Raw genomic sequence first — 19,491 nt, forward strand, 5'->3', positions numbered from 1 at the left:
TCGATTGCCGCGAAGCTCAGGGCACGAGAAACTGGTTCGTCAAGGCAACCCAGTAGCTGGCTCCCACACCGATGAGGGTGTCGTTGAAGTCATATTTCGGGTTGTGGACGGCGCAGGCTCCCATCGCGTCTCCCGCTCCGTTCCCAACGAAGAAGTAGCAGCCAGGCACTTCCTGCAGCATGTAGGCGAAGTCCTCGCTGCCGAGCATGAGAGGCCCCTGATCGACGACCCGGTCCTTGCCTACGATCTGGTACGCAATATCGCGAGCGAATTCGGTCTCGGAACCGGACACTGGGGGCTCGAGCAAAGGTGGCGATGGAGGCGACCCCCGGGTGCGTGCTGTTGCCGTCGTCGTGCCGCACTTCGTCGCCGGCGAGCTTTCCGAATTGCTCGCCTTGGTCGCTACGGTCCTTGCAGCCGCGTGACTGCCGACGCTACCCACGGTGGCGGTAGGCATCGGTGCGGCGCTTCTGCTGCGGCAATTGTTGGCGTGAACGAATGTGGCCGCTCGGTGCCTCACGCGCGCCGTGGCTGCATCCACATCAGTGCGGCCCAAGGGGAAGGCCGTTGTCGTGAATTCTCAATGCGGCTAGCCGAAGCGCAAGGCGTGGCTGAGTGTTCTTCCATCGCCTCCATGTCCGGCGCACTTTGTCGGACGGGTTGGTCGAACGTTCCTAGCGCTCCGTCTTTTGGACGACGATGATGGTCTGCTGCATGAGCGCGCACAACGCTTCCGCTTCATTCTTGACGACGAATACCTCGGCCTTCGTAACGATCAGCGTTCTGCCCCGACGAACCACCTGCCCGCGAGCAATGAGCTTCTCGCCGTCCGCTGGGGCGAGGAAGTTCAGCTTGTACTCAACCGTCAAGACCGAAGCGCCTGCAGGAGTCATCGTCATCGCCGCGAAACCAGCCGCCGCGTCAGCAATCATCCCAACCACTCCGCCATGCACAAATCCGTGCTGCTGCTCGATGCCATCCCAGTGTGGGACATGGATCTCGGTGGCGCCCTGTTCGATAGCAGGCAACGTCGCCCGAATCAAGCGCATGGCCCTCTGCTTGTCGAAGCTGGCAGCAACATCTTGCCTGAAGTTGGGGTTGGCAGAGTGGGTCATGAAGCGTCCTCGTCTTTGCTTGCACAAGAAGCCGCCCAATCTGGCGCAGAGGACCTAGAGAGAGCGGTCAGCTTGATGGAACTAACAACCTATCTCAGTGCCTGAGGGTGGGGCCTCCTGGCGGACGACTGCCTCTGAATCCAAGCCGACAGTCGCTCAGTCGACACTGAGGCGATCGTGCGTCGAGCCTCTGGCGAAGCCCCGCCGTCCATCAGGCGCAGTCGAACGTCAGTTGCGGTTCGGTCTTGGCTTGCAGATCATCGCGGGAGACGCCGGGCGCAAGCTCCTTGACCACGAGTCCGCCGTCCGTTACGTCGAACACTGCCAAGTCTGTGATGATCTGGTTCACCACGCGTTGGCCGGTCAGAGGTAACGAGCACGCCTTCAGCACCTTCAACGCGCCGTCGCGCGCGACGTGCTCCATCAACACGATCACTCGGCGCGCGCCGCCCACCAGATCCATCGCCCCGCCCATGCCCTTGACCATCTTGCCGGGAATCATCCAATTGGCCAGATCCCCGCGTTCGCTGACTTGCATGCCGCCGAGGATGGTCAGATCCATGTGGCCGCCACGGATCATGGCGAAAGACATCGCGGAGGAGCAGATCGAAGCCCCAGGGGCCATGGTGATGGTCTGCTTGGCGGCATCGATCAGATCGGGATCGATCTCGTCTTCGAAAGGCGGCGGACCGATGCCGATCAGGCCGTTTTCCGATTGCAGCCAGACTTCCATTCCCTCGGGCACGTGGTCCACCACCTTGGTCGGCAGCCCGATCCCTAGGTTCACATAGTCCCCGTCGTGGAGTTCCTTGGCGGCGCGGGCCGCCATTTGTTCGTGTGTCCAAGCCATGTCGATCTCTCAAAGGTTGCGGGTGCGGAAGCTCTTGCGCTCGATGCGCTTCTCGGGATTCGGAACGACGACGATGCGATCCACAAAGATGCCGGGAAGATGCACCTCATCGGGGTCCAGTTGGCCCAAGTCCACGATCTCTTCCACTTCGGCGATCGTCACAGTCCCGGCCATGGCCACTTCAGGATTGAAATTGCGCGCGGTGCGGGAGAACACCAGATTGCCCGATGAGTCCGCCTTCTTGGCCTTGACCAGGGAAACATCCGCTCTCAAGGCACGCTCCATGACATAGGTTTGCCCGTCGAATTCGCGCGTTTCCTTGTTCTCGGCTACCACCGTGCCAACGCCGGTACGCGTGAAAAAGGCGGGTATGCCCGCGCCGCCGGCGCGCAGCCGCTCGGCCAGCGTGCCCTGCGGATTGAATTCAAGCTCCAACTCCCCGTTCAGGTATTGCCGCTCGAATTCCTTGTTTTCTCCCACGTAGGAAGAAACCATGCGCTTGATCTGGCGGGTTTGCAGCAGCAATCCCAGTCCAAAATCATCGACCCCGGCGTTATTGCTGATGCAGGTCAGCCCATTGACGCCGCTGTCGCGCAGTGCTTCGATCAAAGCGGAGGGAATTCCGCACAAGCCAAAACCCCCGACGGCAATGGTTTGGCCGCTTTTGACCACATCGCCTAAAGCGGCCGCCGAGTCTCCATATATCTTTCTCATTTCCGAATCAGCCTTTCAAGACAAATCAAATGGCGAGGAAATGCCATTCAATAGGCTGATGCTAGCGAGGCAGCGGCCGATTCGGCAACAGCTATGGGTGCAAAATAAGGGTGCACCTATGCACAACGATGACAATTTGATTGCGCATTCTGCGATCAGCTCGGGCGGCGGAACAGATCCGGATGCTGCTCGATCAGTTGGCGAATGTGGTCCCAGACAAAGCGGTAGCGCCTGATCTTCAGCAGATCTTCTGGCGCGGCAATCCACAGGCCACGCGTCATCAGCGGCTGGTCGGGAAAAACGCACACAAGGTCGTTGCCCTGGCGCGCGACATACGGCGTCAGCAGGACAAGGCCCAGGCCCGCCGCCGCTGCTGTGCGTTGAGCCAGGACGCTGGTGGTAGAAAAGCTGCGACGCGCGTTGGGCGTCAACTCTTGCAGGATCCGGTAGCGATCGCTGACCGATCCGTCGTGGATGTAGTCCACGAACTCTTGGTGGACCACGTCACCAAGTTCCCGGATGGGTGGGTGCGAGGTCCGGTAGCCGGGTGAGCAATACAGGAAGTAGTCCACCTGCGCCAGCCTTGCGACCTTGTAGCGACCCGCTTCCGGGGGCTCCAGGGTCACCAGAATCTCGACCTCCCGGGTCACGAGGCTGGGGAACTGGGGTTGTGCCATCAACTCGATGTGCAGCCCAGGGTGCTGATCACGCAACCGCGCCAAGCTGGGCGCGAGGACGTGGATGCCGAAGGCCTCGGGCGTTCCCACCCGCACCGTGCCTTCGATGACTTCCGCCTGGCCCAGGCTCTGCTCAACCGCTTCGAGCAGGGCAGCCTCCATCTTCTCGGCATTTGGAATCAGCCTTCGACCGGCGTCGGTGAGCGTGTAGCCGCTGCGGCGACGGTCGAACAACACCGCGCCCAGCTTCTCTTCCAGACGGTCGATGCGGCGCGAGACCGTGGAGTGCTCGATACCCAACCTCTCTCCGGCCAAAGAAATCGTGCCCAGGCGGGCCACCATCAAGAAGACTCTTAGGTCATTCCATTCCGGAAGCTGTTTCATAGGCTTATTGTGCATCAGTGCACAACAAGGGTGCAATCGTTTTCTTTCGCGAAGCAATGGTGCACCAGATAATTTAAAAGCCTTCAGCGAATATTTGCTCGTAGGTGCTCGGCGACTAACGCCACGCTCGGCTTCTAATTATTTGCCGCAGCCGTAGAAATAATAGGCATTGGAGACAAATATGTCATTCGTTGTGGTGCTGTGCGCCCTGGTATTTTTGATGCTCGCCGCATACCGCGGCTACAGTGTCATATTGGCGGCGCCGATTGCGGCACTCGGTGCCGTTATTTTTTTCGAGCCATCCGCCGTCGCACCGGTATTCGCCGGCGTCTTCATGGAGAAAATGGCGGGCTTTCTCAAACTGTACTTCCCGGTTTTCATGCTGGGGGCGGTGTTTGGCAAAGCGATCGAGTTGTCGGGGTTCGCGGAATCGATTGTGGCGACCGCGATCCGCTACTTTGGCCGCTCCAGAGCCAATCTCATCATCGTCTCGGTCTGCGCACTGCTGACCTATGGCGGCGTATCGGTGTTCGTCGTCGTGTTCGCGGTGTATCCGTTTGCGGCTGAACTCTATCGGCAAAGCAATATTCCCAAGCGCTTGATGCCCGGGGCGATTGCCCTGGGCGCCTTTTCGTTCACGATGGACTCGTTGCCCGGCACGCCGCAGATCCAAAACATCATTCCGACGACCTTCTTCAACACCACCTCATGGGCGGCACCGGTGCTTGGCGTGCTGGGCGCCTTGTTCCTGGCCGTGACTGGCCTGGCGTATCTGGAGTGGCGCCGCCGCGTAGCGGCCAGGAACGGCGAGGGCTATGGTTCCGATCACACCAATGAGCCGCAGCAACTGGCAGGGAAGCAGCTCCCATCGCCGCTGTTGGCCGTGCTCCCGCTGCTCGTGGTGGGGATCGGTAACTTCTGGCTGACGAAAGCGATCCCCCAGTGGTACGGCGCACTCCACAGCGTCAGCCTTCCGGGGCTGGCCAAGCCCGTGGAAACCCAAATCGCCGGCTTGACGGCAGTCTGGGCGGTGCAAGGAGCGCTGCTGCTGGGCATTCTTGTCGTGTTGGCTACTGCGTTCTCTGCGGTGAAGCAGCGTTTTGCCGAGGGCAGCAAGGCTGCCGTGGGCGGGGCGATGCTGGCATCCATGAACACCGCATCCGAATATGGCTTCGGCGGGGTCATCGCCGCGCTGCCCGGCTTCCTGGTCATCCGGGACGCTCTGCACAGCGTGCCGGACCCGTTGCTGAATGCGGCAGTCTCCGTGAGCACGCTGGCGGGCATTACAGGCTCGGCGTCGGGCGGCATGAGCATCGCGCTGGCGGCCATGTCGGAGAACCTGATCGCTGCGGCCAACGCCGCCCATATTCCGATGGAGGTGCTGCACCGCGTTGTGGCCATGGCCAGCGGCGGTATGGACACCTTGCCGCACAACGGCGCGGTCATCACCTTGCTTGCGGTTACGGGGCTCACGCACCGGCAAGCCTACAAGGACATCTTTGCAATCACGCTGATCAAGACCTTGGCAGCCCTGTTCGTGATTGCCGTTTTCTATCTCACCGGCCTCGTCTGACCCTCTCACTACCTTGGAGCTGAACATGACCCAGAGCAACCGTTATCAAGGCTATGAAGCCATCGAGTTCGATCGTCCGCTGGAGGGTGTACTGCGCCTGACCTTGAACAAGCCCGAGCGCATGAACGCCCTCGATTCGCGCGGCCATGCCGAACTTGCCGATGTTTGGCGCGAAATCGATACCGACCCGGACGTCAGTGTTGTCGTGCTGCGCGGCGCAGGGCGCGCCTTCTCCGCGGGCGGCGACTTCACCATGCTCAAGGAGATGACGGACGATTTCAACGTGCGTGCCAGGGTGTGGCGAGAGTCGCGCGACCTGGTCTACAACATCATCAACTGCTCGAAGCCCATCGTCTCGGCCATCCATGGCCCGGCAGTCGGTGCGGGTCTGGTGGCAGCCCTACTGGCCGATATTTCCATCGCGGCCAAGACGGCGCGCATCGTGGACGGCCACACCAAGCTGGGCGTTGCGCCGGGCGACCACGCGGCCATCGTTTGGCCGCTGCTGTGTGGCATGGCCAAGGCCAAGTACCACCTGATGCTGTGCGAACCCCTGAACGGCGAGCAGGCCGAGGCGCTGGGGCTGGTGTCTCTTTCCGTCGAAGACGACGCCCTGCAGGAGAAGGCTCTGGAGGTGGCGCAGAAGCTGGCGAACGGCGCGCCCGCAGCGCTGCGCTGGACCAAGTACGCGCTGAACAACTGGTTGCGCCAGGCAGGTCCGATCTTCGACACCTCGCTGGCACTGGAGTTCATGGGGTTTGGCGGCCCCGAGGCGCAGGAGGGTCTCGCCGCCTTGCTGGAGAAGCGCGCGCCGAAGTTCTCGCAGCGTACCCCTGTCTGAGCATTCGGGCCGTGTGCCCGAATGGCAGATCCCAAGAAATCATGACGCCGTGGTGGCGTCAGGCGCCTTCGTGGCAGGCCCGGCCCACGGGAAAGGGTGCGCCTGAGCCGCCGCAGCGAAGGAGACATGCACATGAAACTCAAGACCGTAGCATTCATCGGTGTCGGCAATATGGGCGCGCCTATGGCCCGCTGTGCCCGGCGTGCCGGCTTCGATTTGATCGTTTGCGATCGCAACCAGGCCGTGCTCGAGGCGTTCGCTCAGGAGGGTGCGACGGTCACTACTGACGTCGCTGCCTGTGCAGGCGCGGATGCGGTGGTCGTACTCCTGGCCAATGATGCGCAGATCATGGAAGCCGTGTTGGGCGAGCGCGGCCTGGTGCAGGCGATTGCGCCCGGGCAGCGTCCCATTGTCTGCATGATGAGTACTACCTTGCCGGATACCTTGCAGGCGCTGAAGGGCCCGATCGAAGCCGCCGGTGCGCGCCTGATCGATGCGCCGATCAGTGGTGGCATTGTGGGAGCAGAGCAGGGCACGCTCACCATCATGTTGGGAGGCGACGCCGCCGACGTGCAGGCCGTCATGCCCCTGATGGAGGCCATGGGCGAACGCATTTTCCATTGCGGCGCGCTGGGCGCGGCGGAGGTGGTCAAGGTGATCAACAACATGCTGTGCGTGACCAACATGTTCCTCACCGCCGAGGCCATCGAGCTCGCGCAGCGGCATGGCGTGAGCTTCGAGGGGCTCTCACCGATCCTGGCCGTGAGCACTGGGCTGAATTTTCTCACCGCCGATGCCCAAACGGGCAGGGCGCAGTACCGCGCATGGGCGCGCTCGGAGGAGGCCTATACCGCCATCTACAACGTGGTCAGCAAAGACTTGCACCTTGCGTTGAAGCTGGCGGATCTCGCGCAACTAGATCTGGGGCTGCTCAAGGGCGTCTCGCAGTACGTGGATTCTGCCGACCCTCAGGCTATGGGGCGCTGGATGCGCAGCGGCCAGGTCAACTGAGACGCGGCGTTGTCGGGTTGCCAGTTCAGTCCAGATCAAAGGTACTGGAGATGTCTAGAGCGAACTCCGGCGCAACCCTATGTTGCCCAAGACCTTGCCTTCTGGACGACAAAGTCGATGAGCGTGCGGGTCGCAACGGTTTGATAGGCGCCGGGCATGCGAAGCAGGAACATGCGGGTACCGAATACGCTCAGGCGCCAATCGGACAAAGCGGTGACCATGCGTCCCTCGGCTACATCCTGGCGGACGACATAGTCGGGGACGAGACCGACGCCCAGACTGGCGAGGATGGCTTCGCGAAGGAACTGGAAGTTTTCCGATGCCAGGGTGGGGTGCAGCGTGAGTTCGCGCCGTTCCTCACCTTCTTGATAGGCCGAGACTCTCAGGTTGCGCCCTGCCACAGCCGACGTGATCAGGGGAACATTGCCGAGTTCCTCCAGCCGCTCTGGCATCGCGTGCCCGCGGGCGTAGTCGATCGATGCGCAGGTGACGTAGCGCACCTGGGCCAGCTCGATGGCCACCATCTGTTGCGGAGGCTCCGACATGACGCGCACCGCGATGTCCACTTCGTCGCGCAGGAGATCGTCGACGCGGTTGTCGAACAGCAGATCGAGATCGATGTCGGGATAGAGGCGCTTGAACTCGATCAGCCAACTGGACATCACCATGTGCCCGAATCCGGTGGGCAAGCTGAGCCGAACCGCGCCATGCAGGCCTTTACCGAACACGGCCACCGACTCCTTGGCGGCGAGCACTTCATTGCGAATGACACACCCGTGGTGGTAGAGGCGCTGGCCGATGTCCGTGAGCTCCACGCGCCGCGTCGTGCGCCGCATCAGCTGCATCCCGACCGACCTTTCAAGCTGGGTCAGGTGATAACTGATATTGGCCCGGCTCATCTTCATGTTGCGCGCGGCCAGGCTGAGATTCCCCGCTTCCACGATGTCGACGAAGAGTGTGAGTGCGTGGGCGTCCATGGATCCTATATGTCGAAATTTTTGAACAGAATGTTCATTTTCTTTCTAATTGTCAAGTTCATTCGATCATTAAACAATCCTGCCCATTCAAAGGAGATTCCCCATGGCGCTTGATCAAGAAACCTTCCAACTGCTGAAAGACAGCGTTCAACGCTTTGTCCGCGAGCGGCTGGTGCCCGCCGAAAACCATCTCGAAGAGCACGACGAAGTACCGGCCGACATCGTGGCCGACATGAAAGAGCTTGGCCTGTTCGGCATCTCGATTCCTGAGGAGTACGGCGGCGTTGGCCTGTCGATGGCACAGGAGTGCGAGGTGGCCTATGAACTCGGCCAGACGGCGCTCGCTTTCCGCTCGGTGGCGGGGACGAACATCGGCATCGGCTCGCAAGGCATCCTGATGGATGGCACGCCCGAACAGAAGGCCGAGTACCTGCCGCGCATCGCCAGCGGCGAATTGATCATCTCCTTCGCGCTCACGGAACCCGATGCGGGGTCGGATGCTGCCTCGCTGAAGACCAAGGCCGTGGCGGACGGCAGCGACTACCTGATTAGCGGCACCAAGCGCTTCATCACCAATGCGCCGCGCGCAGGTGCCTTCACGCTGATGGCGCGCACCGGCGGCTCGGGCGCGGGCGGCATCTCGGCCTTCATCGTCCCCGCCGGCCTGCCAGGTCTGACGCTTGGCAAGTCCGACAAGAAAATGGGACAGAAAGGCACGCGCACCTGCGACGTCAACCTCGATAACGTGCGAGTTCCCGCCGCCAGCATCATCGGCGGCGAAGCAGGCAAGGGCTTCAAGACGGCAATGAAGGTGCTCGACCGTGGCCGCTTGCACATCTCGGCGCTGGCCTGCGGCATGGCGCAGCGCATCCTGCGGGAGAGTGTGGCCTACGCGCAGCAGCGCAAGCAGTTCGGCCAGCGCATCGGCGACTTCCAATTGGTTCAGGCCATGCTGGCCGATAGCCAGGCCGAGTTGCTGGCCGGCTGGGCGTTGGTGCGCGAAACCGCCCAGCGCTACGACGCCAAGCCCTTTGGGGTCACCGATCCGGAAGTGAGCATGCGCGCCTCGTGCACCAAGATGTTCACGACCGAGATGGTGGGCCGCGTGGCCGACCGTGGCGTGCAGATCCACGGCGGCTCGGGCTACATCAACGAGTTTCCGGTCGAGCGCTTCTACCGCGACGTGCGCCTGCTGCGCCTGTACGAAGGCACCACGCAGATCCAGCAACTGGTCATCGGCAAGCAGCTGATGAAGGCCGAGTGAGGTTGCCCATGCTCGACATACGCAACGGCATCGCCGTCATCGCCCTGGACAACCCGCCCGTCAACAGTCTGGGCCACGCATTGCGCGAACGCATCGTGCAGCACCTCGACGCCGCGGAGGCCGACTCCGCCGTGCGAGGCATTGTGCTGACCGGTAGCGAGAAGGCATTCTCGGCCGGTGCGGACGTAACCGAGTTCGGCACGCCGCGCCAGTTGCAGGAGCCCATCCTCCGCACAGTTATCGCCCGTCTCGAGGCGAGCAGCAAGCCCGTCGTGGCCGCGATCTCCGGCGTTGCCTTGGGCGGTGGCTTGGAACTGGCGCTGGGCTGCCATGGGCGTATCGCACAGGAAAAGGCCCGAATCGGGCTTCCCGAGATCACGCTGGGCCTGATCCCCGGCTCTGGCGCAACGCAGCGGCTGCCTCGCCTCGTAGGCATTGCCGCCGCCCATGCGCTGATGTCCGGCGGTCAGCCCCAGGGCGCTCGACAACTCGCCACGTCGGGCCTTTTCGACGACGTGGTGGCCGGCGATGTCATTGGCGCAGCCGCTGCGCGCGCGACGGCGCTCGCGGAAAAGGGCGCTCCCTATCCGCGGGCTCGGGATGGCGAACTCGATGCTGCGGAGGTGCAGTCCACGGTGGCTGCGCAGCGGGCGAAGCTCACCGCCCGTCAGAAGCTGCAGCCGGCTTATGGCGCGCTGCTCGACGCGCTGGCTGCGTCGACGCTGCCGTTCGACGCAGGCCTGCAGAAGGAGCGCGAACTGTTTCTGGCCCTTGTGCCCACGACTGCCGCCCAGGCGCTGCGATACCAGTTCAAGGTCGAGCGGGAAGCCACCAAGCTGCCGCAGGCGTTTCAGGCTCCTGCGCGCGAGGTGCGTTCCATTGCCGTGATCGGGGCTGGCACCATGGGCTCGGGCATCGCCATCTCGGCGCTCGACGCGGGCTTGGCCGTGCTGTTGCTTGAGCAGGACGGAGCTGCGCTGGAACGAGGGCGGCAACGCATCACGGACCACTACCGTGAGCGCGTCGCTGCAGGCAAGCTCTCGGCCGATGCCGCGTCGTCCAATGAGGCACGCCTTCAGACCAGCCTCGAATGGGAACGTCTGCAGCAGGTCGACCTGGTGATCGAGGCGGTCTTCGAAGACATGGCCGTCAAGCAGGAGGTCTTTCGCAAGATCGACGCCCATGCGCGGCGGGGTGCCGTCTTGGCGACGAACACCTCCTACCTCAACATCGACCCGATTGCTGCGGCCACTTTGCGGCCACAGGATGTGCTGGGGCTGCATTTCTTCAGCCCGGCCAACGTGATGAAGCTGCTGGAGGTGGTGCGCGGCGCAAAGACCGCCCCTGATGTGCTGGCCACCGGCATGGCGCTCGGTGCCACCCTCAAAAAGATGCCCGTGCTGACCGGCAATGCCTTCGGCTTCATCGGCAACCGCATCTACAACGCCTACCGCCGCCAGTGCGAGTTCATGCTCGAGGACGGAGCCTGGCCTGAGGATGTGGACAACGCGCTGACCGGGCTGGGCTTTGCGATGGGACCGTTCGCTGTGGCCGATCTCTCCGGCCTCGACATTGCCTGGCGCATGCGCAAGGCGCAGGCGGCGACGCGTGATTCGCGCGAACGCTACGTGTCCATTCTGGATCAGCTGTGCGAGGCTGGGCGCCTGGGGCGCAAGACAGGTGCGGGCTACTACGCCTATGTAGACGGCAAGCAAGAGAAGACCACCGATGCGGCTGTCCGCGATATGGTCCAGCAGGCGAGCGCGCAGCGCGGCATCACCCGGCGCAGGCTCGCACCTGAAGAGATCCAACGCCGGGCTCTACTCGCCATGGTCAACGAGGCCGCCTTGCTGTTCGCCGAAGGAGTGGCGTCCCGCCCCAGCGACATCGACGTAGTGCTGGTGCAAGGCTATGGCTTTCCTCGCTGGGAGGGCGGCCCGGTGTTCTGGGCGCGCCAGCAGGATCGCGACCAGCTCGAGAACGATCTCCAGCGTCTCGCGGAGGAGGCCGGCTTCGGCTTCACCCTGGGCGACCTCGACCCGCTGCTTTCAACCTGATTCAAAGATCATCATGAACACTTCAGAAGCCTTCATCTGCGACGCCGTGCGCACCCCCTTCGGCCGCTACGGCGGCGCCCTGGCCGGCGTGCGCACCGACGACCTCGGCGCCGTGCCCATCAAGGCGCTGATGGAACGCAACCCCAACGTGGACTGGACCGCCGTGGCCGACGTGCTCTACGGCTGCGCCAACCAGGCCGGCGAGGACAACCGCAACGTGGCGCGCATGTCGTCGTTGCTGGCCGGCCTGCCCATCGACGTGCCCGGCGCCACCATCAACCGCCTGTGCGGCTCGGGCCTGGATGCCGTGGGCTCGGCCGCGCGCGCCATCAAGGCCGGCGAGGCCCGCTTGATGATCGCCGGCGGCGTGGAAAGCATGAGCCGCGCCCCCTTCGTCATGCCCAAGGCCGAAACCGCCTTCAGCCGCAACAACGCCGTGTACGACACCACCATCGGCTGGCGCTTCGTCAACAGGCTGATGAAGGCCCAGTTCGGCGTGGACTCCATGCCCGAGACCGCCGAGAACGTGGCCGACGACTTCAAGATCGAGCGCGCAGCCCAAGACCGCATGGCCCTGGCCTCGCAGCAAAAGGCCGCCGCAGCCATTGCCGCCGGCCACCTGGCGAAAGAGATCGTGCCCGTGTCCATCGCGCAGAAGAAGGGCGACCCCATCGTCGTGAGCCAGGACGAGCACCCCCGCGCCACTACGCAGGAGGCGCTGGCCAAGCTCAAGGGCGTGGTGCGGCCTGACGGCAGCGTCACCGCCGGCAACGCCAGCGGCGTGAACGACGGCGCCTGCGCCCTGCTGCTGGCCAATGAAGAGGCCGCCAAGCAGTATGGCCTCACGCCGCGCGCCCGCGTGGTCGGCATGGTCACCGCCGGCGTGGCGCCGCGCATCATGGGCTTCGGTCCCGCGCCCGCCGTGCGCAAGGTGCTGGAGCTGACCGGCCTGACGCTGGCCCAGATGGACGTGATCGAGCTGAACGAAGCCTTTGCCGCCCAGGGCCTGGCCGTGCTGCGCGACCTGGGCATCGCCGACGACGACCGGCGCGTCAACCAGTGGGGCGGCGCGATTGCGCTGGGCCACCCGCTGGGCGCCTCGGGCGCACGCCTGGCCACCACCGCCGTGAACCAGCTGCACACGCTGGGCGGCCGCTACGCGCTGTGCACCATGTGTATTGGTGTGGGGCAGGGTATCGCTGTCATTCTCGAAAAAGTCTGACGTTCCAAGCCAATCGATCACCGCGTTGTCCGGCGCGGTGGGCCGCTTTTCCGGACGGGGAGCAGTGGCATAGCCAGAAATACAGTCAATGGAGACTACCCACCCATGAGCCCTGAGGACATTCATAGTACCTACGGCCCGCGTGAAGCGATGGAGTACGACGTGGTTGTCGTTGGCGGCGGCCCGGCGGGCCTCGCCACCGCTATCCGGCTCAAGCAGCTCAAGCCCGACGCCAGTGTCGTTGTGCTGGAGAAGGGCTCAGAGCCCGGCGCCCACATTTTGTCAGGCGCGGTGATGGACCCGCGCGCGATGGAGGAGCTGTTCCCGAACTGGAAGGAGCTGGGCGCCCCGCTGGGTCAGCCCGTCGCCGGCGACGACGTGCTCTTCCTCAGCGCGACGGGCAGCTCGCGCACGCCCGACTGGCTGGTGCCGCGCAACTTCCACAACCATGGCTGCTACGTCATCAGCCTGTCCGACGTCACCAAGTGGATGGCCCAGCAGGCCGAGAGCCTGGGCGTCGAGATCTTCCCGGGCTTCGCCGCCGCCGAGGTGCTCTACGATGAGCAGGGCCGCGTGAAGGGCGTGGCCACCGGCAACATGGGACTGGGCAAGGACGGCGAACCAACCGACCACTTCCAGCTCGGCATGGAGCTGCTGGGCAAGTACACCGTCTTCGCCGAGGGCGCGCGCGGCCATCTCGGTAAGCAGTTGCTTGCCAAGTACAAGCTGACCGAAGGCAAGGACGTGCAGACCTTCGCCATCGGCATCAAGGAGCTGTGGGAGGTCCCCGCCGACAATGCCCAGCCCGGCAAGGTCGTGCACACGGCCGGCTGGCCGATGGAGAGCGACACCTTCGGTGGCGGCTTCCTCTACCACCTCGAGGGCAGCCGGGTCACGATGGGTTTCGTCATCGGGTTGGACTACGCCAACCCCTACATCAGCCCCTTCGAGGAAATGCAGCGCTGGAAGACCCACCCGGCCATCGCCGCCCACATCGAAGGCGGCAAGCGCATCGGCTACGGCGCCCGCGCCATCAACAACGGCACGCCGCAGGCCCTGCCCAAAACGGTCTTCCCTGGTGGCTGCCTGGTCGGCTGCGATGCCGGCTATTTGAACGCGGCCCGCATCAAGGGCAGCCATGCCGCCATCAAGAGCGGCATGCTGGCCGCCGAGGCGCTGGCCCCTGCGCTGGAGGCTGGCCGCGCGCAGGACGAGCTGACGGCCTATCCGGAAGCCTTCGAAAAGAGCTGGCTGAACGAAGAGCTTCAGCAGACCCGCAACTTCAAGCTCTGGTTCAAAAAGGGCAAGACCACCGGCCAGTTGATGACCGGCATTGAGCAGTGGCTGCTGCCCAAGCTGGGCGTCAAGAGCCCGCCATGGACGCTGCACAACCACAAGGCCGACCACAACGCGCTGCGTCCGGCGAGTGAGTTCTCGCCGATCAGCTACCCCAAGCCCGACGGCAGGCTGAGCTTCGACAGGCTGTCGTCGGTGTTCATCAGCAACACCAACCACGAGGAAAATCAGCCGGCCCACCTGACGCTGAAGAATGCGGCGGTGCCGGTGCAGGTCAACCTCGCGAAGTTCGCCGGGCCCGAGAGCCGCTACTGCCCGGCCGGCGTCTACGAGTTCGTGACGAACGACGACAACAGCGAGCGCCTGCAGATCAACGCGCAGAACTGCGTGCACTGCAAGACCTGCGACATCAAGGACCCGACGCAGAACATCGTCTGGGTCACCCCGGAGGGCGGCGGCGGGCCGAACTACGCCGGGATGTAGGCGCCGCCCGTGTCCAACCACATGAGGTAACCTTTTCGCCGATGAACATCTTGACACGCGAGCACCTTCTCGACGGAAGCTATCTGGCCCGCTTGGCGTTGCCGGCAGACTTTTCCTGGTCTGAGGAAGATGTCAATCGTTCCCTGGCGCAAGCGCTTGAAGGCAGGCCATCCGACATGATCTGGGTGTTCGCCTACGGCTCGTTGATGTGGAATCCAATGCTGGAGCTGGCGGACAAATCACCGGCTGTGCTCGACGGATGGCATCGCAGCTTCAGCGTGCGCTCGATCTCAGGCCGCGGCACGCTAGAGCACCCAGGCCGTGTGCTGGCTTTGGAAGCAGGTGGACAAGTACAGGGGGTTGCCTTGCGCATCCGCCCAGAAGTTGTCGACACCGAAATGCGGCTCCTATGGCTGCGCGAGATGGCCGGGGGCGCCTACTTGCCGAGCTGGGTTCCCGTTGTGCTTGCTAGTGGCGATAGTGTCGAGGCCCTGGCCTTCGTGGGTAACCCTGCTCACCCACAGCATGAAACGGATGTATCTGTGGAAACGGTTACCCGATTGGTTGCCAAGGCGGCAGGCCGCTTTGGCTCGAACGCCGACTATGTTCTTGCACTTCACCAAGCGCTGATCGAGCTTGGCCTTGAGGATGAGTACATCAAAGCCATTGCAGGCGGCTTGCAGAGCCAATCACGCTAGATCGGCGCATCCAAAGTGTGTTTGACCCTCTGCACCCCTTTGCTGCGAGCCCGGTGTCTGCCCAGGAATACCCTGTAGGCATCCCGAGGCATCCCGAGGCATCCCGAGGCATCCCGAGGCATCCCGAGGCATCCGAGAAGAGCTTGCCGAAGCTGAAGGACGCGGCGCTCAGCGCAGGAGAATGGCCAACGGTCTGGGATGGCCAGTCCCAGCGGCTGACGCATCAGGCTTCTTCGTACTCGAGCAACCCGTTGTCGAGCACGACGATGCCGCGCTCGATCACCCGGCACCGGAAGCCCGCCAGCCCTTGTGCCTCCCTCCAAATGTCGGTGCAGAGTGTTTCGCCGGGATAAACCGGCTTGGAGAAGCGCGCGCGCAGGCTGCGAACACGCGCAGAGTCATAGTGGCACAGTGTCTTGAGGAGGGCATGGCCGGCAACGCTGACCGTGCATAGGCCATGCAGAATGGGCCGCTCGAATCCTGCGCCTTGTGCCACGACAGGATCAGCGTGCAGTGGGTTGGAGTCCCCATTCAGGCGGTAGAGCAGTGCAGCCTGCGGCAGAGTTGGGAGCTCGCAGCTGGCATCAGGGTGTCGCGCGGGGAGTGCGTGCAGAGGCCGAGCCGTGGCAGCGGGGCCGCCGAATCCTCCCTCGGACCTGCAGACGTAGGTAGAGCGCACTGTGCAAAGCCGTTGTCCACTCGATTGGTCGGTCACCGTGCGGGATGTATAGATCAAGGCGCCCTTGTTGATCCCTCTGTCGATCACGTCGTCGATCGTCGTTCGGCCGATCACCACCCCTTGACTGGGCAGCGCCGCATGGAGCTCGATGCTGACCTCACCGTACAGCACGCGGGACCAGTCGAGGCCGAACTCGGGGTCGTGGAACCACAGTGCGGAGTCGCCCAGCACCAGGGACATTGTCGGCAGCACCTGAAGTGCCTCTCCGTACACGTACCGGAGTTGATGGGGGTCCGTGGGGTCGGCGCCGAGGCCGACAGACAGCGCGTAAAGAATGGTGTCGCGCGCCGAGTAGGCATGCACGACCTCTTGGAAGGGCCAATTCTTCAGGCGGACGGGATCAATGGGCATATGCGGGCACTGGTTAGCTAGGGCCCGATGTCTCGGGTGGATCGCGGCGCCGGCATGCTCTGAATGAGTTCACTGAGCACGGTGCCGACGCGGAGTGCGGGGGGGGGGGAATCTGGTCAGAGCGGGATGCTAGGCAGGCAATCAGGGCGCGTCGGTCGGGCCGGAGGATCCTCGCGCGGAGCGTCGGCGTCGGGTTTCGCGCCACGCATTGAATTCGCCCACTATCCCGCGGCGGAACAGCATGACGCACAGCACGAAGATTGCGCCCATGATCACGGTGACCCAGGAGCCGACGCGGTCGGCGAGTTGGTTCTCCAGCGAGACGATGGTCAGCGCGCCCACGGCAGGGCCCAAGATCGTTCCTAGGCCTCCGACGATCGTCATCAGGACCACTTGGCCCGACATGTGCCAGTGCACGTCCGTCAGTGTCGCGAGTTGGAAGACCAGCGACTTGAGCGCGCCGGCGACGCCGGCCATCGTCGCCGAGAGGATGAATGCCAGCAGCTTGTAGCGTGACACGTCGTAGCCGAGAGAGATCGCACGGGGCTCGTTTTCACGAATCGCGGTCAGCGCATGTCCGAAGGGCGAGTGGATGGTTCGATGGATGAGCCAGAAGCCTGCTGCGCAGACGGCGAGCACGAAAAAGTACATCGCAAGGTTGTCTGAGAGGTCGAGGACACCGAACAGGCGGCCGCGCGGCACACCCTGGATGCCTTCCTCGCCACCCGTGAAGGGCAGTTGCAGGGCCAGGAAGAAGATCAGCTGCGAGAGCGCCAGCGTGATCATGGCGAAGTAGATGCCGGCGCGGCGCACGGCGATCCAGCCGAATATCGCCCCCAGTACCAGCGCGTACAGCGCACCGGCCAGGATGCCCAGTTCCGGCGTCAGGCCCCATTGCTGGACCACCGTCGCGCAGATGTACGCGGCGCCGCCGAAGAAGGCCGCGTGACCGAAGGAAAGCAGGCCCCCGAAGCCGAGCAAAAGGTTGAAGGCCGTGGCGAACAGCGCGAAGCACAGGACCTTCATCAGGAAGGTTGGGTAGATGAAGAAGGGGGCCGCGATGGCCAGCAGGATTAGGAGGATGTAGCGCGCGCGCATGCTGAGATTCCTTGGATTCGAGTTGAACGCGCCGCTCAGGCCGTCTTGCCGAAGAGACCGGCGGGACGTACCAGCAGGACCATGACCATGACGACGAAGATGACGATGGCCGACGCCTCGGGATAGAAGACCTTGGTCAGGCCCTCGAGCAGACCAAGTCCCAGACCGGTGACGATGGAGCCCAGGATCGAGCCCATGCCTCCGATCACGACGACAGCGAACACCACGATGATCAGGTTCGATCCCATCACCGGGTTGACCTGCATGATGGGCGCCGCCAGCACCCCGGCATAAGCCGCCAGCGCTACGCCGACCGCATAGGTCGCGGTCACCATGACGGGCACGTTGATTCCCAGCGCTTGCGTCAGCCGAGGGCGTTCGGTGGCTGCGCGCAGCCGTGCTCCAATGGGCGTGCGCTCGATCACGTACCAGGTCGCGAAGCAGACGATCAGGGAGGCGACCACGACCCATGCACGATACAGGGGCAGGTACATGATGCCGATGTCCACGCCGCCTTGCAGCGCGGCAGGGATGGGATAGGGCGCCCCCGAGATGCCGAAGGCCCAGCGGAAGAAGCCCTCGGCCATCAAAGCGAGTCCGAAGGTCACCAGCAGGCCGTAGAGGTGGTCAAGCTGGTGGAGATGCCGCAGCAGCAGGCGTTCGATAAGAACCCCCAGCGCGCCCACGACGACGGGGGCGATGATCAGCGCCCCCCAGTAGCCGATGCCAAACCATTGCATGGCCAGCAAAGCGCAGAACGCGCCGATCATGTAGAGCGCGCCATGGGCGAAGTTGATGATGTTGAGCAGGCCGAAGATCACCGCAAGGCCCAGACTCAGGATGGCATAGAACGAGCCATTGATCAGGCCCAGCAGCAGCTGGCTCAGGAGGGCTTGGGTGCTCATCGGGATCTCCGGCCGGACTTCAGGACTTCTTGATCAGTGGGCAGCGCGACGCGGACAGCGGCTGGAAGGCCTCGGCACCGGGAATCGTCGCGCGGACGTGGTAGTAGTCCCAGGGGGCCTTGGACTCGGACGGCTTCTTGACTTGGAACAGGTACATGTCGTGCACCATGCGGCCGTCCTCGCGGATCTGCCCGTTCTTGGCGAAGAAGTCGTTGACCGGCGTCTTGCGCATCTGCGCCAACACCTTCTGGGTGTCGTCGCTGTTGACGGCCTTGACGGCCTTCAGGTAATGCGTGATCGCGGAATACTGGCCCGCATGGATCATCGTGGGCATGCTCTTGCGTTTCTCGAAGAAGCGCTTGGACCAGGCGCGGGTCTCATCGTTGAGATCCCAGTAGAACCCCTCGGTCAGGTACATGTTCTGGGTGTAGTTCAGGCCAAGCGAATGGACGTCGGACAGGAACACCAGCAGGCCCGCCAGGGATTGCTTCTGCGAGATGCCGAACTCGGCCGCCTGCTTGATGGTGTTGATCATGTCGTTGCCGGCGTTCGCCAGGCCGATCACCTGCGCGCCAGAGCTCTGCGCGCGGAGCAAGTAGGACGAGAAGTCATTGCCGGGGAATGGGTGGCGCACCGCCCCGACGACCGTGCCGCCGTTGGCTTTGATGACGTCGGAGGCGTCTTTCTCGAGCGAATGCCCGAACGCGTAGTCGGCAGTGATGAAGTACCAGCTCTTCCCGCCCTTCTGCACCATTGCACGCGCCGTGCCGTTGGCCAGCGCGTAGGTGTCGTAGGTCCAATGGATCGTGACGTCGTTGCAGTCCTCGTTGGTGACCCGGGTCGACGCAGTCGCAGTGTTCAGCGCGATCTTGTTCTTTTCCTTCGCGATCTTCTGCACCGCCAGGCCGACGGAGGTGGTCACCAGCTCGGAGGCGATGTCCACCTTGTCGCGCTCGAACCACTCGCGCGCCTTGTTGGAAGCGATATCGGGCTTGTTCTGGTGGTCCGCCGTGACCATCTCGATCTTGAAATTCGGCTTCTCCTTCGCGATGAAGTCGTCGATGGCCATCTGCGTGGCGACCACCGAGCCAGGACCTGCAAGGTCGGAATAGGTGCCGGAGAGGTCGGTCAGCACGCCGATGCGCACGACGTTGTCGGAGATCTGCGCGTGCGCCGATGCTCCGAACAAGGTGGAAATGGCGGCGCAAAGCGCCAGCGCCTTGAATTTCATGGCTG

At 63.5% G+C, this 19,491-nt stretch carries 18 protein-coding genes; 8 read left to right on the top strand and 10 right to left on the bottom strand.

Features of this window, described 5'->3' with window-relative positions; translation table 11 throughout:
• Window positions 1-16: 16 nt before the first annotated feature.
• The 5 genes from Q9R47_RS24345 to Q9R47_RS18230 form a co-directional block, all read right to left on the bottom strand.
• Entirely contained in the window at window positions 17-457 is a 441-nt protein-coding gene (locus tag Q9R47_RS24345; RefSeq protein ID WP_377561321.1) for a M20/M25/M40 family metallo-hydrolase, read from the bottom strand.
• Window positions 458-674: 217 nt separating this feature from the next.
• Window positions 675-1,115 carry a PaaI family thioesterase gene (locus tag Q9R47_RS18215; RefSeq protein ID WP_180551555.1) on the bottom strand — a complete coding sequence of 147 codons (441 nt, stop codon included), beginning with the start codon at window positions 1,113-1,115 and terminating at the stop codon, window positions 675-677.
• 211 nt (window positions 1,116-1,326) lie between these two features.
• Window positions 1,327-1,965 (bottom strand): CoA transferase subunit B, encoded by a 639-nt coding sequence (locus Q9R47_RS18220; RefSeq protein ID WP_180551554.1) that lies wholly within the window; start codon window positions 1,963-1,965, stop codon window positions 1,327-1,329.
• A gap of 9 nt (window positions 1,966-1,974) precedes the next feature.
• On the bottom strand, window positions 1,975-2,679 hold the full coding sequence (locus Q9R47_RS18225; RefSeq protein WP_311234591.1) for a CoA transferase subunit A: 705 nt from the start codon (window positions 2,677-2,679) through the stop codon (window positions 1,975-1,977).
• Window positions 2,680-2,834: 155 nt separating this feature from the next.
• The gene (locus Q9R47_RS18230; protein ID WP_180551888.1) at window positions 2,835-3,776 is read right to left on the bottom strand and encodes a LysR family transcriptional regulator; all 942 of its coding nucleotides are present in this window, start codon (window positions 3,774-3,776) and stop codon (window positions 2,835-2,837) included.
• Between the two features lie 145 nt (window positions 3,777-3,921).
• On the opposite strand from Q9R47_RS18230, the gene Q9R47_RS18235 reads away from it, so the two are divergent.
• From Q9R47_RS18235 to Q9R47_RS18245, 3 genes are all read left to right on the top strand, one after another.
• The gene (locus Q9R47_RS18235; RefSeq protein WP_311234592.1) at window positions 3,922-5,313 is read left to right on the top strand and encodes a GntP family permease; all 1,392 of its coding nucleotides are present in this window, start codon (window positions 3,922-3,924) and stop codon (window positions 5,311-5,313) included.
• Between the two features lie 25 nt (window positions 5,314-5,338).
• Window positions 5,339-6,154: an enoyl-CoA hydratase/isomerase family protein gene (locus tag Q9R47_RS18240; RefSeq protein WP_180551553.1), complete on the top strand. Its 816-nt coding sequence runs from the start codon at window positions 5,339-5,341 to the stop codon at window positions 6,152-6,154.
• Between the two features lie 132 nt (window positions 6,155-6,286).
• Window positions 6,287-7,165: an NAD(P)-dependent oxidoreductase gene (locus Q9R47_RS18245; protein ID WP_180551552.1), complete on the top strand. Its 879-nt coding sequence runs from the start codon at window positions 6,287-6,289 to the stop codon at window positions 7,163-7,165.
• A 77-nt stretch (window positions 7,166-7,242) separates the two neighbouring features.
• Here the strand turns inward: Q9R47_RS18245 and Q9R47_RS18250 are convergent, their stop codons facing one another.
• Complete coding sequence (locus Q9R47_RS18250; protein ID WP_180551551.1) at window positions 7,243-8,142, bottom strand: LysR family transcriptional regulator; 900 nt, start codon at window positions 8,140-8,142, stop codon at window positions 7,243-7,245.
• A 103-nt stretch (window positions 8,143-8,245) separates the two neighbouring features.
• Here Q9R47_RS18250 and Q9R47_RS18255 point away from each other — a divergent pair, with 103 nt between their 5' ends.
• The 5 genes from Q9R47_RS18255 (at window position 8,246) to Q9R47_RS18275 (ending at window position 15,162) form a co-directional block, all read left to right on the top strand.
• Window positions 8,246-9,406 (top strand): acyl-CoA dehydrogenase family protein, encoded by a 1,161-nt coding sequence (locus Q9R47_RS18255; protein ID WP_180551550.1) that lies wholly within the window; start codon window positions 8,246-8,248, stop codon window positions 9,404-9,406.
• Between the two features lie 8 nt (window positions 9,407-9,414).
• Window positions 9,415-11,463, top strand: coding sequence for a 3-hydroxyacyl-CoA dehydrogenase NAD-binding domain-containing protein (locus Q9R47_RS18260; protein ID WP_311234593.1), 2,049 nt, complete (start codon window positions 9,415-9,417; stop codon window positions 11,461-11,463).
• A gap of 13 nt (window positions 11,464-11,476) precedes the next feature.
• Window positions 11,477-12,685: a 3-oxoadipyl-CoA thiolase gene (pcaF, locus tag Q9R47_RS18265; RefSeq protein ID WP_311234594.1), complete on the top strand. Its 1,209-nt coding sequence runs from the start codon at window positions 11,477-11,479 to the stop codon at window positions 12,683-12,685.
• A gap of 105 nt (window positions 12,686-12,790) precedes the next feature.
• Window positions 12,791-14,464: an electron transfer flavoprotein-ubiquinone oxidoreductase gene (locus Q9R47_RS18270; RefSeq protein ID WP_180551549.1), complete on the top strand. Its 1,674-nt coding sequence runs from the start codon at window positions 12,791-12,793 to the stop codon at window positions 14,462-14,464.
• A 41-nt stretch (window positions 14,465-14,505) separates the two neighbouring features.
• Window positions 14,506-15,162 (top strand): gamma-glutamylcyclotransferase, encoded by a 657-nt coding sequence (locus Q9R47_RS18275; protein WP_311234595.1) that lies wholly within the window; start codon window positions 14,506-14,508, stop codon window positions 15,160-15,162.
• A 223-nt stretch (window positions 15,163-15,385) separates the two neighbouring features.
• Here the strand turns inward: Q9R47_RS18275 and Q9R47_RS18280 are convergent, their stop codons facing one another.
• The 4 genes from Q9R47_RS18280 to Q9R47_RS18295 all read right to left on the bottom strand — a co-directional run bounded on the left by Q9R47_RS18280 (window position 15,386) and on the right by Q9R47_RS18295 (window position 19,486).
• Complete coding sequence (locus Q9R47_RS18280) at window positions 15,386-16,252, bottom strand: MaoC/PaaZ C-terminal domain-containing protein (RefSeq protein WP_311234596.1); 867 nt, start codon at window positions 16,250-16,252, stop codon at window positions 15,386-15,388.
• Between the two features lie 141 nt (window positions 16,253-16,393).
• Window positions 16,394-17,350, bottom strand: coding sequence for a branched-chain amino acid ABC transporter permease (locus Q9R47_RS18285; protein WP_180551548.1), 957 nt, complete (start codon window positions 17,348-17,350; stop codon window positions 16,394-16,396).
• Between the two features lie 35 nt (window positions 17,351-17,385).
• The gene (locus Q9R47_RS18290; protein WP_311234597.1) at window positions 17,386-18,255 is read right to left on the bottom strand and encodes a branched-chain amino acid ABC transporter permease; all 870 of its coding nucleotides are present in this window, start codon (window positions 18,253-18,255) and stop codon (window positions 17,386-17,388) included.
• A gap of 19 nt (window positions 18,256-18,274) precedes the next feature.
• Window positions 18,275-19,486 (bottom strand): ABC transporter substrate-binding protein, encoded by a 1,212-nt coding sequence (locus Q9R47_RS18295; RefSeq protein ID WP_311234598.1) that lies wholly within the window; start codon window positions 19,484-19,486, stop codon window positions 18,275-18,277.
• Window positions 19,487-19,491 lie beyond the last annotated feature (5 nt).

It is taken from the genome of Acidovorax sp. PRC11 (assembly GCF_031844105.1).
GTDB lineage: Bacteria > Pseudomonadota > Gammaproteobacteria > Burkholderiales > Burkholderiaceae_C > Paracidovorax.

Bases quoted from the DNA above. Each gene is read 5' to 3' on its own strand.
- Q9R47_RS18220 (WP_180551554.1), bottom strand. From the start codon at position 1,965: ATGGCTTGGACACACGAACAAATGGCGGCCCGCGCCGCCAAGGAACTC.
- Q9R47_RS18225 (WP_311234591.1), bottom strand. From the start codon at position 2,679: ATGAGAAAGATATATGGAGACTCGGCGGCCGCTTTAGGCGATGTGGTC.
- Q9R47_RS18280 (WP_311234596.1), bottom strand. From the start codon at position 16,252: ATGCCCATTGATCCCGTCCGCCTGAAGAATTGGCCCTTCCAAGAGGTC.
- Q9R47_RS18275 (WP_311234595.1), top strand. From the start codon at position 14,506: ATGAACATCTTGACACGCGAGCACCTTCTCGACGGAAGCTATCTGGCC.
- Q9R47_RS24345 (WP_377561321.1), bottom strand. From the start codon at position 457: ATGCCTACCGCCACCGTGGGTAGCGTCGGCAGTCACGCGGCTGCAAGG.
- Q9R47_RS18295 (WP_311234598.1), bottom strand. From the start codon at position 19,486: ATGAAATTCAAGGCGCTGGCGCTTTGCGCCGCCATTTCCACCTTGTTC.
- Q9R47_RS18215 (WP_180551555.1), bottom strand. From the start codon at position 1,115: ATGACCCACTCTGCCAACCCCAACTTCAGGCAAGATGTTGCTGCCAGC.
- Q9R47_RS18255 (WP_180551550.1), top strand. From the start codon at position 8,246: ATGGCGCTTGATCAAGAAACCTTCCAACTGCTGAAAGACAGCGTTCAA.
- Q9R47_RS18260 (WP_311234593.1), top strand. From the start codon at position 9,415: ATGCTCGACATACGCAACGGCATCGCCGTCATCGCCCTGGACAACCCG.
- Q9R47_RS18270 (WP_180551549.1), top strand. From the start codon at position 12,791: ATGAGCCCTGAGGACATTCATAGTACCTACGGCCCGCGTGAAGCGATG.
- Q9R47_RS18285 (WP_180551548.1), bottom strand. From the start codon at position 17,350: ATGCGCGCGCGCTACATCCTCCTAATCCTGCTGGCCATCGCGGCCCCC.
- Q9R47_RS18245 (WP_180551552.1), top strand. From the start codon at position 6,287: ATGAAACTCAAGACCGTAGCATTCATCGGTGTCGGCAATATGGGCGCG.
- Q9R47_RS18235 (WP_311234592.1), top strand. From the start codon at position 3,922: ATGTCATTCGTTGTGGTGCTGTGCGCCCTGGTATTTTTGATGCTCGCC.
- pcaF (WP_311234594.1), top strand. From the start codon at position 11,477: ATGAACACTTCAGAAGCCTTCATCTGCGACGCCGTGCGCACCCCCTTC.
- Q9R47_RS18240 (WP_180551553.1), top strand. From the start codon at position 5,339: ATGACCCAGAGCAACCGTTATCAAGGCTATGAAGCCATCGAGTTCGAT.
- Q9R47_RS18290 (WP_311234597.1), bottom strand. From the start codon at position 18,255: ATGAGCACCCAAGCCCTCCTGAGCCAGCTGCTGCTGGGCCTGATCAAT.
- Q9R47_RS18250 (WP_180551551.1), bottom strand. From the start codon at position 8,142: ATGGACGCCCACGCACTCACACTCTTCGTCGACATCGTGGAAGCGGGG.